Origin of the sequence: Cellulomonas sp. ES6, assembly GCF_030053835.1 — a bacterium.
Taxonomy (GTDB): Bacteria; Actinomycetota; Actinomycetes; order Actinomycetales; family Cellulomonadaceae; genus Cellulomonas.
The window spans coordinates 3569797-3582246 of record NZ_CP125655.1 but is presented as its reverse complement, the minus strand read 5'-3'; the positions used below and the strand labels follow the sequence as shown (position 1 = coordinate 3582246).

The following is a 12450-nucleotide window of genomic DNA, read 5'->3' as shown; positions in this document are numbered from 1 at the left end:
CACGGTTCGGGACATCATGGCGCGCGCACTCATCACCGGCATCACGGGCCAGGACGGCCTCTACCTCAGCGAGCTGCTGCTCGCCAAGGGATACGAGGTCTACGGCCTCGTGCGCGGTCAGAACAACCCGAAGATCGAGGTCGTCCGCAAGATCGTCCCCGAGGTGCGGCTGCTGACCGGTGACCTCATGGACATGTCGAGCCTCTTGCGGGCGCTCGACGAGTCCCGCCCGGACGAGGTCTACAACCTCGGCGCGATCTCGTTCGTGGCGTACTCGTGGGAGAACGCGCAGCTCACCACCGACGTCACCGGCAAGGGCGTGCTCAACATGCTCGAGGCCGTGCGCCTGCACGCCGGCCCGGACGTGCGGCGCGTGCGGTTCTACCAGGCGTCGTCCTCGGAGATGTTCGGCAAGGTCCAGGACGTCCCGCAGCGCGAGTCGACGCTGCTGTGGCCGCGGTCGCCGTACGGCGTCGCGAAGGTGTTCGGCCACTACATGACGATCAACTACCGCGAGTCGTACGGCATGCACGCCTCGTCGGGGATCCTGTTCAACCACGAGTCGCCGCGCCGCGGGCCGGAGTTCGTGACCCGCAAGGTGTCGCAGGCGGTCGCCCGCATCTCGCTGGGGCTCCAGGAGGACCTGACGCTGGGCAACCTCGAGGCCAGGCGCGACTGGGGCTTCGCCGGCGACTACGTCGACGCCATGTGGCGCATGCTGCAGCAGGACGAGCCGGACGACTACGTGGTCGCGACCGGTGAGACGCACTCGATCCGCGAGCTGCTGGACGTCGCGTTCGCCCACGTCGGCATCGCGGACTGGGCGCCGTACGTCCACCAGGACCCGCGGTTCGTCCGGCCCGCCGAGGTCGACCTGCTCATCGGCGACGCGAGCAAGGCCCGCGAGCGGCTGGGCTGGGCGCCGCGCGTCGGCTTCGCGGACCTGGTGCGGATGATGGTGGACCACGACCTCTCCGAGCAGCGCGCGCAGCCGCGATGACGGTCGCGCTGGTCACCGGGGCGACCGGGCAGGACGGCTCCTACCTGGTGGAGCGGCTGCTCGCCGAGGGCGCCACGGTCCACGCGCTGGTGCGGCCCGGTGCCGCGGACGGCACGCCGCTGCCGGGGCACCCCGCGGCGCACGCCCACGTCGCCGACCTGGCCGACCGTCCCGCGCTGCGCGCGCTGCTGCGGGACGTCGCGCCGGACGAGGTGTACCACCTGGCCGGCGTGTCGTCGGTGGCCGAGTCCTGGCGCGAGCCGGAGCGCACCGCGGAGGTCACGGGGCTCGCCGTCGCCGCGCTGCTGGACGAGGCCGCCGCCGTGCAGGAGCGCACCGGCCGCGCCGTCCGCTTCGTCCAGGCGTCCAGCGCCGAGATCTTCGGGGAGCCCGACCGCGTGCCGCAGGACGAGGGCACGGCCGTCCGGCCGCTCAACCCGTACGGCGCCGCGAAGGCGTTCGCGCACCACCTGGTGGGCGTGTACCGGGCGCGCGGCCTGCACGCGGTGAGCGCGGTGCTGTTCAACCACGAGTCGCCGCGCCGCCCCCCGTCCTTCGTCACCCGCAAGATCACCCAGGGCGCCGCCCGGGTCGCGCGGGACGGGGGCGTCATCACGCTCGGCAACCTGGAGGCGCGGCGCGACTGGGGCTGGGCGCCCGACTACGTCGACGCGCTGGTGCGCGCCGCCCGTCACCGCACCGCGCTCGACGTGGTGGTCGCGACCGGCGAGACCCACTCGGTCCGCGACTTCGCGGTCGCGGCGCTGACGCGCGCCGGCGTGGCGGACCCGGGTCGTCACATCGCCACCGACCCGGCGCTCGTGCGGCCGGCCGACGCGGCCCAGCTGGTCGGCGACGCGACGCGCGCGCGCACGGAGCTCGGCTGGCGCCCGACGCGCACGTTCGCCGAGGTCGTCGCCGCGATGGTCGACCACGACCTGGACCTGCTCCGGTGACGGCGCCCCGCACCGCGCTGGTCGTCGAGCAGCTGTGGCAGCCCGCCCCGGGCGGGTCGGGGACCTACATCCGCGAGCTCGTCGGGGCGCTCCGGGACCGCGTGCCCCTCGTGGGCGTCTCCGCCCGCGGCCACAGGACGGCACCCGACGTCGACCTCGGCATCCCGGTGGTGGCGTCCGCGCTGCCCCGACCGGCGCTGTACGAGGCCTGGAACCGGCTGCGGCGGCCGGCGCTGCCCGGCGCGGCCCGGACGGCGGACGTCGTGCACGCCACCACGTGGGCCGTGCCGCCGGCGCGCGGGCGCGGCCTCGTCGTCACGGTGCACGACCTGGCGTTCCTGCGCAGCCCCGAGCACTTCACGCCGCGCGGTGTGTCGTACTTCCGCCGGGCGCTCGCCGTGACGCGGCGCGAGGCGGACGTCGTCCTCGTCCCGTCGCAGGCCACGGCCGACGACTGCCTGCGCGAGGGGCTGCCCGCCGACCGGCTGCGCGTCGTGCCGCACGGGGTGCGGGTGCCCGACGTCGCGCCCGCCCGCGTCGCGGAGGTCCGCGCGCGGCTCGGCCTGGACGAGCCGTACGTGCTGTGGTGCGGCACGTCCGAGCCCCGCAAGAACCTCCCCACGCTGCTCGACGCGTTCGCGCGCGTGCCGGCGGCGAGCGGGCTGCGCCTCCTGCTCGCCGGCCCGGCGGGCTGGGGCGGGGCGGACGACGCGGTGCGCCGGCTGGTCGCCGGGCCGCTCGCGGGCCGGGTGCGGCTGCTCGGGCGGCTCGCGGACGACGAGCTGCACGTCGCGTACGCCGGGGCGCGCGCCTTCTGCTTCCCCTCGACGTGGGAGGGCTTCGGCATGCCCGTGCTCGAGGCGATGGCGCACGGCGTCCCGGTCGTCACGTCCGCGGGGACGTCCATGGCCGAGTTCGCCGACGGCGCCGGCCTGCTGGTGGACCCCCGCGACGCCGCCGCGCTGGCCGACGCGATCACGGCCGCGGCCGGCGAGGAGCACGACCGGCTGGCGGCGCTGGCCCGCGCGCGCGCCGCGTCGTACACCTGGCGCGAGGCGGCCGACCGCACGCTCGACGCCTACCGGTCCGTCGCCGGCTGACCCGCACCCGGTACCCCCGCCGACCGCCGCCGACCGCCCCGTCCACCGTCCCGCTCACCCCCCGAGAGCCCGAGGAGCCGCCCGTGACCGTCCCGCTGCACGTGCGCGCCGTCGTCGTGACCTGGCAGGCGGCGCACCTGCTGCCCGCGTGCCTGGACTCCCTGCTCCGGCAGGACGTGCCGGGCGCCGAGCTGGAGGTCGTGGTGGTCGACAACGCCTCGACGGACGGCACGCGGGAGCTGCTCGCCCGGGACTACCCCGGCGTGCGGGTGGTCGCCTCCGACACGAACCGCGGGTTCGCCGGCGGGGTGGCGCTCGGGACGGAGGACTTCGACGGCGACGTCGTCCTGCTGCTCAACAACGACGCGGAGCTCGCCGAGGGTGCCGCAGCCGTGCTGGTGGACGCGCTGCGGGCACCGGGCGCCGAGCGGGTGGCCGCCGCCACCGCGCGGATCCTGCTCGCGGGACGGTACCGCCCGACCGCGGGCGTCACCGCCGGCTCGCCGGACGGGCGCTCGCCCTGGGAGCCCGTCCCCGACGGCGAGCCCGGCGGGGTCGTCCTGGTCAACTCGACCGGCAACGTCGTCGGCCCGGACGGCGCCGGCACCGACCGCGACTGGCTCGTGCCGGCCGACCGGGAGCACGCGCCCGCGGACGTGTTCGGGTTCTGCGGCGGTGCGGCCGCGCTGCGCTGGACCGCGGCCGCCGCCGTCGGCGGGTTCGACGCGGAGCTGTTCCTCTACTACGAGGACACGGACCTGTCGTGGCGGCTGCGCGCGCACGGCTGGGACGTGCGGTACGTCCGCGAGGCGGAGGCCCGGCACCGGCACGCGGCGTCCTCGGGCGCGACGAGCCCGCGGTTCCGCTACTACAACACCCGGAACTCCCTGACGGTGGTCACGCGCCACGCGCCGGCGCCGCTCGTGCTGCGCTCGTGGCTGCGGCAGGCAGCCGGGCTGCTCCGCGCGCTGCTCCGCGAGCCGCGTGCCGCCCGGACCCGCGCGCGCGCCACCGGGTTCCGGGACGCCGTCGCCCGCCTCCCGCGCACGCTGCGCGAGCGCCGCTCCCTGTGGCGCGGCGCGGCCCGCACCCGCCCCGCGGCGCTGGCGGTCAGCGCAGCGGGTCGCGGTCCCCGTACTGGATCTGCTTGATCCGCTCGAGCTGGTCCTCCAGCAGGACGCGGTTGGTCCGCTGCAGGTCGGACAGCACGCCGAGCGCGATCGACAGCAGCGAGGCGACCGCCATGATGGCGGCGAAGATCAGCGACTGGATGTTGCCGGGGTTGAAGCCGTGCGCGATCCAGATGACGAGGAACCGCACGATCGGGATGAGGGCGACGACGCCGAACACGATCGCGAGCGTCGTGAAGATCAGGTGCGGCTTGAACATCAGGTAGGACCGCACGATGGCGGACCCGGACTTCGCCATGTGGTGGAAGATGTTCTTGAACAGCCGGGACTCGCGGGTCTTGGCGTTCGTCGTCACGGGGATCGACACGATCCGGAGCCGCTTGTGGCCCGCCTGGATGATCGTCTCCATGCAGTACGAGAACTCGGTGACGATGTTCAGGCGGTACAGCGCCGCGCGCGAGTACGCGCGGAACCCGCTCGCGGCGTCGGGCAGCCGCGTGTCGGCGGCCTTGTTGACCACCGCGCTGCCGACCCGCTGCATGAGCTTCTTGAACGGCGAGAAGTGGGCGATGGTCGCCGTCTGCCGGTCCGCGATGACGATGTCCGCCGACCCCTCGACGAGCGGACGCACCAGGTCCGGGATGCGGTCCTGCGGGTACTGGTTGTCCCCGTCGGTGTTCACCACGATGTCGGCGCCGTGCGCGAGCGCGTAGTCGACGCCGTCGCGGAACGAGCGGGCCAGGCCCATGTTCCGCGAGTGCCGCACGACGTGCTTCACGCCGAGCTCGCGCGCGACCTCGACGGTCCGGTCGGTGGACCCGTCGTCGATCACGAGGATCTCCAGCTCGTCCACGCCCTCGATCGACTCGGGGATGGACGCCAGCACCGACGGCAGCGTCTCCTCCTCGTTGAGGCAGGGGATCTGCACGAACACCTTCATGGTCAGCTCACGCCTTCTGGGAGATGCCGAGGACGCGCGTCACGCGCCCGGAAGCCCGGTTGTACACCTCGCGCACGCCACCCGCGGCGAAGTAGTCGCGCACGAGGCGCAGGTCCGAGCGCACCCCGCGGGGCCGCTCGAAGGGACGCGCCGCGCTGTCGGGCTCGTCCAGGTCGTACTGCAGGTCGGCCGCCCGCCGCGGGAAGCGGCAGAACTCCACGAGCGGCCCCAGGACGCGCGACCAGCGGTAGTCCTCCGCCATGGTGCGCACGGCCGAGCGGGCCGCGGCCACCGCGTCCGCGTCGTAGAGGTAGGTCTCCAGCGCCTGCTCGAGGGCGTCGACGTCCTCCGGCGGGACCGCCGCGCCGAGCCCGCGCTCGGCGACCAGGCCGCCGAACGTGTCCCCGGCGGTCGCGACGATCGGCAGCGACGCCCACAGGTAGTCGAGGATGCGGGTGCGGAAGCTGAACGCCGTCTCGACGTGGTGGAAGTGGGTGGACACCCCGAGGTCCGCGTCGAGCAGGTAGTCGGCGCGCTCCGCGTACGGGACCCAGCCCTCGTTGAAGAAGACGTGGCGCCCGGTCAGCCCGAGCTCGTCGGACAGCCGGCGCAGCTCCCACGCGATCCGCATCTCGGGGACCCCGGGGTTCGGGTGCTTGAGGCCGAGGAAGTACAGCCGGACGTCGGGACGGCGGTCCTTGAGCCGGTCGACCGCCCGCACCAGGGTGAGGGGGTCGAACCAGTTGTAGACGCCGCCGCCCCAGATGATGACCTTGTCGTCGGGGCCGATCCCGGGCACGGTGCCCTTGATGGCGTGCCGGCGCTGCACGGGCGCCTCGTCCGAGATGCCGAACGGCACGACGCCGATGAGCGAGTCGAGGCTCTCGTCCTCGTCGTAGACGACCGGGTTGACGCGGCCCTGGCCGGCGAGCTGCCCGAGCCAGAAGTCCCGCTGCTTGTCGGACGCGCACAGCACGTAGTCGGCGCGCCGCAGCTGCTCGTTGAGCACGCGGGTCGTCTCGCGGACCGAGTGCGCCCGGCCCTCCTCGCCCAGGTCGCGCGCCTGCTCGAGCTGCTCGAGGTGGATCGGGTCGTACACGTCCGCGACCAGGATCTTGGCGCTGTCCTTGAGCCACGGGGCGCCCTCGAGCAGGAAGCCCTGGAACACGATGACGTCCGCCCAGTCCGTCTGCTCCCGCAGCGCCCGGCCGTGCGCGTGCACCACCTGGAACTCGTCCGAGGTCACCTTCGCCCCGGCGGTCGACAGCAGCCGCACCTCGTGCTCGGGGGCGAGCGCCCGGGCGATCTCCCACGCGCGGATCGCGGGCCCGGCCATGCGCTCCAGCAGCGGCTCGCCGGTCACGACGAGCACCCGGTGGCGGGACACGAAGTGCTCGGCGATCCCGAACGCCTCCACCAGCGCGTCGTGCGCCGAGTTGTAGCCCTCGATCGCGTACGCCGGCTCGATGGCGTGCCGGAAGAGCGGGAACAGCTCCCGGTCGCTGCGGCGCCGGGCCGCCTGGAGCTCGCGGCGGCTCTCCGCCAGCCCGGGGAGCTGCTCCACGAGGTAGTCGATCCCGAAGACGCCCGTCAGCGCCATCTTCGGCACCTCGATCGTGCCGACGTCGTCGCCGCCGGGCGACCGCTGCAGGTCCAGGGCCGTCGCGTCGACGCCCGCGCGGGCGATCGACCGCCGCACGGCCAGCGCCATCGCGGCGGGCAGGGCCTTGGCGAGCGACTCGTCGTCGAGGTTCTTGTACATCGACAGCAGCGCGTTGCGCTCCAGCAGGTACGCCTCGCGGAAGTTGCCGAACTTCTTCATCGTGACGTGGTGCTTGTGGTAGGCGACGGAGCCCGGCACGTAGCGCACCCGGTAGCCCAGCAGGTTCAGGCGCCAGCCCAGGTCCACGTCCTCGTAGAACATGAAGAACCGCTCGTCGAACCCCCCGACCTCGCGGTACAGCGCGGCGGGGACGAACATCGCCGCGCCGGTGCCGAACAGCACGTCCTTCGGGACGTCGTACTCCGGGGAGTCCGGCTTCTCGGCCTCGCGCTTGTACCCCGCGCCGTACCAGGTCAGGGAGCCGTCGACGTAGTCGACGAGCCTGCCCTCCCAGTCGAGCACCTTGCTCGCGACCGCGCCGACCGTCCGGTCCGCCTCGAGCGCCTCCACGGCCGCCGCGATCCACCGCGGGCCGGGACGGGCGTCGTTGTTGAGGAACGCCACCCACTGCCCCGTCGCGTGCTCGACGCCCAGGTTGCAGCCCCCCGCGAAACCGAGGTTCGACCCCGACTCCACGACCGTCGCGTGCGGCACCGCCTCGCGGATGCGCTCCGCGCTGCCGTCGCCCGAGTCGTTGTCGACGACCACGAGCTCCAGCCGGTCCTGCGGCCACTCGACGTCCGCGAACGCGCGCAGGCACGTGATCGTGTCCTCGGCCCCGCGGTAGTTGACCAGGACGACCGAGACGACACCCGGTCGAGTTTCGGCCGGCGTACGGCTCACACGTCCTCCAGCAGTCGGCTCCTCGGGGACGCGGGTCGCGGCACCGGTCCGACGGGCCAGCCTACCCTCCGCCACGCCGCGTCGCGCCGGGTCCCGGGCCGCAGGAGGCGCCGGGGCTCCCGGGCAGCGCGAGTACTGTGGACCCGCTCGCAGCCCGCCCCTGGGCCGGACGACCCCCCGAGAGGCCACATTGACGGACACCGCCGAGGCCCGCGCCGCCGCGCTGGCCGCCGAGCCGCTGCGCATCGCGGGGCCCCGCCCGGGGTTCGCCCGCGGGACCCTCTCCTCGGTGCGCGACATCCTCGCCCACCGGGAGCTCCTGGCCTCGCTGGTGCGGCGCGAGCTGAAGGCCCGCTACAAGGACAGCGCCCTCGGCTTCGTGTGGAGCCTGGCCCGCCCGCTGGCGATGCTGCTCATCTACTACGTGGCGCTCGGGCAGTTCCTCGGCGCGGCGCGCGACATCCCCGACTTCGCCATCTTCATCTACACCGGGCTGACCGCCTGGGGCCTGTTCAGCGAGTCGATCTCGGTGGGCACCGGCTCGATCATCGCGAACACCGGGCTCATCAAGAAGGTGTACCTGCCGCGCGAGGTCTTCCCGCTGAGCGTCATCGGCTCGTCGCTGTTCAACTTCGCGATCCAGCTGCTGATCCTCGTCGCGGCGACGGTCGTCGCCGGCGCGTTCCCGACGGGCGCGCGCTGGTGGTACTTCCCGCTCTCGCTCGCCGTCGTGCTCGTGTGGTCGACGGCGCTGGTGCTGCTGCTGTCCGCGGTCAACGTGTACCTGCGCGACGTGCAGTACCTCGTCGAGGTCGTCGTGATGATCCTGTTCTGGGCGTCGCCGATCGTGTACTCCTGGGCGCTCGTCCGCGACCACGTGTCCGGCGCGCTCACCGACCTGTACCTCGCGAACCCCATGACGCTGGCCGTCATCGGGTTCCAGCAGACGTTCTGGGTCGGGGGCAGCGACCAGCCCGTGCCCGGCCACCTCGGCGAGCGCCTCGGCATCGCCCTCGGCGTCGGTCTCGTGCTGCTGTGGGTCTTCCAGCGGGTCTTCGCCCGCCTGCAGAGCAACTTCGCACAGGAGCTGTAAGTGACGACGGTCATCGAGATCCGGGACGTCTCCAAGCGGTTCGTCATCCGCAAGGAGAAGTCCCTCAAGGAGCGCGTCGTCAACTTCGGGCGCTCGAACCTCCACAAGGAGGACTTCTGGGCGCTGCGGGACGTCGACCTGGAGATCGCCTCCGGCAGCACCGTGGGGCTCATCGGCCCCAACGGGTCCGGCAAGAGCACCCTGCTGAAGACCATCGGCGGCATCATCCAGCCGACCACGGGCACCGTGCGGCTGCGGGGGCGCCTCGCGGCGCTGCTGGAGCTCGGCGCCGGGTTCCACCCCGACCTGACGGGACGCGAGAACGTCTACCTCAACGCGTCGATCCTCGGGCTGTCGAAGGCCGAGACGGACCGGCACTTCGACGCGATCGTCGACTTCTCGGGCATCGAGGAGTTCATCGACACGCAGGTGAAGTTCTACTCCTCGGGCATGTACGTCCGCCTCGCGTTCGCGGTCGCGGTGCACGTCGACCCGGACATCCTGCTCGTGGACGAGGTGCTGGCCGTCGGGGACGAGCCGTTCCAGCGCAAGTGCCTGGAGCGGATCCGCAGCTTCCAGCACGACGGCCGCACGATCATCATGGTCACCCACTCGCTGGACCAGGTCGCGGAGTTCTGCGACCGCGCCGTGGTGCTCGAGCACGGCAACGTCGCGGCCGACGGCACGCCCCGCGAGGCGCTGAAGGTGCTGCGCCAGGAGTTCGAGACCACCCGGCAGGAGGAGGTCGAGCGCGCGCAGGCCGCCCAGGGCCTCGTGCTGCCGGCCGTGCGGGTGACCGGCGTGAACCTGCGCACGCCCGAGGGGGTCGCCCCGCTGCCGCCGGTGCCCACGGGCGAGGGCATGGTGGTCGAGGTCGAGGTCACGGCCGACACGCTGCTGCGGAACTGGGACCTCTCGGTCGGCATCACCTCACCGCTCGGGACGGTCCTGTCGACCACGAGCGCCAAGATGATGAAGGCGCCGCTGCCCGACCTCCAGGGCAAGGGCAACTACGCGTTCCGGATGGGCCGCCTGCCGTTCGGCGAGGGCGAGTACATCATCCAGGTGCGCGTGGTCGGACCCGACGGCACCTCGCTCGACCACGTGCCCGACGCGGCGCACTTCTCGGTCGAGGCGGACGGCACCAGCCAGGGTCCCGTGCACGTGCCCGTGAGCTTCGCAGCCGCGGGCTGAGCGCGGTCGACGGTCCGCTACTGTGGATCGTCCCATCCAGCGAGGAGGTCCTTCCCGTGCGCATGCTCGTCACCGGCGGAGCCGGGTTCATCGGCTCCAACTTCGTCCACCAGGTGGTGCGCGAGCACCCGGAGGTCGAGGTCACCGTGCTCGACGCGCTCACCTACGCGGGCGACGAGAAGAGCCTGGCGCCCGTGTGGGACCAGGTGACCTTCGCCAAGGGCAGCATCACGGACCACGACATCGTCGACGACCTCGTGAAGAGCACCGACGTCGTCGTGCACTTCGCCGCCGAGTCGCACAACGACAACTCGCTGCACGACCCGTGGCCCTTCGTGCACACCAACGTCATCGGCACCTACACGCTGCTCGAGGCCGTGCGGCGCTACGACGTGCGCTACCACCACATCTCGACCGACGAGGTCTACGGCGACCTCGAGCTGGACGACCCGGCCAAGTTCACGCCGGACACCCCGTACAACCCGTCGAGCCCGTACTCGTCCACGAAGGCCTCCTCCGACCTGCTGGTGCGGGCGTGGGCGCGGTCGTTCGGCGTGCGCGCGACGATCTCGAACTGCTCGAACAACTACGGGCCGTACCAGCACGTCGAGAAGTTCATCCCGCGGCAGATCACCAACGTCGTCGACGGCATCCGCCCCAAGCTGTACGGCACGGGCGAGAACGTCCGCGACTGGATCCACGTCGAGGACCACAACAGCGCCGTGTGGGACATCATCACCAAGGGCCGCACCGGCGAGACCTACCTCATCGGCGCCGACGGCGAGGAGAACAACAAGGCCGTCGTCGAGCTCATCCTGGAGCTCATGGGCCAGTCCCCCGACGCGTACGACCTCGTCAGCGACCGCCCGGGTCACGACCTGCGCTACGCGATCGACTCGACGAAGCTCCGCACCGAGCTCGGCTGGCAGCCGCGCTACACGACGTTCCGCGACGGCCTCGCCGCGACGATCGACTGGTACCGCGCGAACGAGGCGTGGTGGCGGCCGCAGAAGGACGCCACCGAGGCGAAGTACGCCCAGCTCGGGCGCTGACGCCCGCCGGCACCCGCAGCACCCCGGACGGCCGTCCTCCCCTCGCGGGGCGGGCGGCCGTCGCGCACCCGCGGCGCGCCGGGAGGCCGGTCATCTGCACGAATCCTCCACGCCGTGCGCCCGGAGGGTGCGCCGGGTGCCGGACCTGCGCTCCTATGCTCGTCCCCGTGACCTCCCGCCACGCCGCTCCCGCACGCCCGCGCGCCGTCCGGCACGGCCGCCCCCGGCGCAGCCACGCGGCGCTGCGCGGCGTGGCCCTCGCCACGGTCGCGGCGCTCTGCTTCGGCGCCTCCGGCGCGGCCGCGCTCTACGTGCGGCTCAACAGCAACATCGAGACGATCGACGCGTCCGGCCTCATCTCCGCGATGCCCCGGCCCACGGCCACCGGCCCGGCCGACCCGGACGACCCGAACGCCGGGCGCGACGTCAACATCCTGCTGATGGGCTCCGACGAGCGCGACGGCGAGAACGAGGCGATCGGCGGCTACGTCGGCGGCATGCGCTCGGACACCACGATCGTCGCCCACATCTCCGCCGACCGCAGCCGGGTGGAGCTCATCTCGATCCCCCGCGACTCGCTGGTCGACATCCCGTCCTGCACCATGTCCGACGGCTCGACCACGTACGCGCAGAACAACGCGATGTTCAACTCCGCGTTCTCCATCGGCGCCGACAACGGCGGCGACATCGCCTCGGCCGCGGCCTGCACGGTGAACACCGTCCAGGCCAACACGGGGGTCCGGATCGACCACTTCGTCGTCGTGGACTTCGCCGGCTTCACCAAGATGGTCGACTCGATCGGCGGCGTGCCGATGTGCATCCCGAACGAGATGTCCGCGCCGAAGGCCGGGCTCTACCTCAACGCCGGCAACCAGACGCTCGACGGCACGCAGGCGCTCGCGTTCGCCCGGGCGCGCACCGGCGTCGGCGTCGGCGACGGGTCGGACACCAACCGGCTCGGCCGGCAGCAGGAGCTGCTCGCGTCCGTGGTGCGCGAGGTGCTCGGCAAGAACCTGCTCACCGACATCACGCAGCTCATCCGGTTCCTCGACTCCGCCACGGAGTCGCTGTCGATCGACAGCGGTTTCAGCTCGATCTCCGACATGGCCGGGCTCGCCTACAGCCTGCGGAACACCTCGGCTGCGAACATCTCCTTCATGACGATCCCGTTCGCCGCGGCGCCGAGCGACAAGAACCGGGTGGTGTGGACCTCCGAGGCCGACGCCATCTGGGCGAACGTCGCCGCCGACCAGCCGATGCTCACCGGGACCTCCCAGGACACGGGCACGGGGGCGGGCACGGACACGGGGACCGGCACCGGCACGGACCCCGGCACCGACACGGGCACGGACCCCGGCACCGACACCGGCGCCGAGCAGCCGCAGACGCCCTCCTCCCCCACGCCGGACCCGGTCGAGACCCGTGAGGCCGGCAAGGAGGCGTTCTCCGCCAACGACGTCACCGCCGTCTGCGGCTGAC

General features: G+C 72.8%; 10 protein-coding genes. 8 read left to right on the top strand and 2 right to left on the bottom strand.

Annotated features, from left to right (window positions below; all coding sequences use genetic code 11):
- Positions 1-16: 16 nt before the first annotated feature.
- The 4 genes from P9841_RS16675 (at position 17) to P9841_RS16660 (ending at position 4207) form a co-directional block, all read left to right on the top strand.
- On the top strand, positions 17-1000 hold the full coding sequence (locus P9841_RS16675; RefSeq protein ID WP_283319704.1) for a GDP-mannose 4,6-dehydratase: 984 nt from the start codon (positions 17-19) through the stop codon (positions 998-1000).
- Positions 997-1956 (top strand): GDP-mannose 4,6-dehydratase, encoded by a 960-nt coding sequence (locus P9841_RS16670; protein ID WP_283319703.1) that lies wholly within the window; start codon positions 997-999, stop codon positions 1954-1956. The genes P9841_RS16675 and P9841_RS16670 overlap by 4 nt, the downstream gene beginning before the upstream one ends.
- The gene (locus P9841_RS16665; protein ID WP_283319702.1) at positions 1953-3056 is read left to right on the top strand and encodes a glycosyltransferase family 4 protein; all 1104 of its coding nucleotides are present in this window, start codon (positions 1953-1955) and stop codon (positions 3054-3056) included. Before P9841_RS16670 ends, P9841_RS16665 begins: the two co-directional genes overlap by 4 nt.
- 83 nt (positions 3057-3139) lie before the next feature.
- Complete coding sequence (locus P9841_RS16660) at positions 3140-4207, top strand: glycosyltransferase family 2 protein (protein WP_283319701.1); 1068 nt, start codon at positions 3140-3142, stop codon at positions 4205-4207.
- Here the strand turns inward: P9841_RS16660 and P9841_RS16655 are convergent.
- Both P9841_RS16655 and P9841_RS16650 read right to left on the bottom strand, forming a co-directional pair.
- Positions 4167-5126, bottom strand: a complete 960-nt coding sequence (locus tag P9841_RS16655) for a glycosyltransferase family 2 protein (RefSeq protein WP_283319700.1) — start codon at positions 5124-5126, stop codon at positions 4167-4169. The genes P9841_RS16660 and P9841_RS16655 overlap by 41 nt on opposite strands.
- A 7-nt stretch (positions 5127-5133) precedes the next feature.
- The gene (locus tag P9841_RS16650; RefSeq protein WP_283319699.1) at positions 5134-7632 is read right to left on the bottom strand and encodes a glycosyltransferase; all 2499 of its coding nucleotides are present in this window, start codon (positions 7630-7632) and stop codon (positions 5134-5136) included.
- 190 nt (positions 7633-7822) lie between these two features.
- On the opposite strand from P9841_RS16650, the gene P9841_RS16645 reads away from it, so the two are divergent.
- The 4 genes from P9841_RS16645 to P9841_RS16630 all read left to right on the top strand — a co-directional run bounded on the left by P9841_RS16645 (position 7823) and on the right by P9841_RS16630 (position 12449).
- Positions 7823-8725 (top strand): ABC transporter permease, encoded by a 903-nt coding sequence (locus P9841_RS16645; RefSeq protein WP_283319698.1) that lies wholly within the window; start codon positions 7823-7825, stop codon positions 8723-8725.
- Positions 8726-9919: an ABC transporter ATP-binding protein gene (locus P9841_RS16640; RefSeq protein WP_283319697.1), complete on the top strand. Its 1194-nt coding sequence runs from the start codon at positions 8726-8728 to the stop codon at positions 9917-9919.
- Between the two features lie 56 nt (positions 9920-9975).
- Positions 9976-10971, top strand: coding sequence for a dTDP-glucose 4,6-dehydratase (gene rfbB, locus P9841_RS16635; RefSeq protein WP_283319696.1), 996 nt, complete (start codon positions 9976-9978; stop codon positions 10969-10971).
- A 167-nt stretch (positions 10972-11138) separates the two neighbouring features.
- Complete coding sequence (locus tag P9841_RS16630; RefSeq protein WP_283319695.1) at positions 11139-12449, top strand: LCP family protein; 1311 nt, start codon at positions 11139-11141, stop codon at positions 12447-12449.
- Position 12450 lies beyond the last annotated feature (1 nt).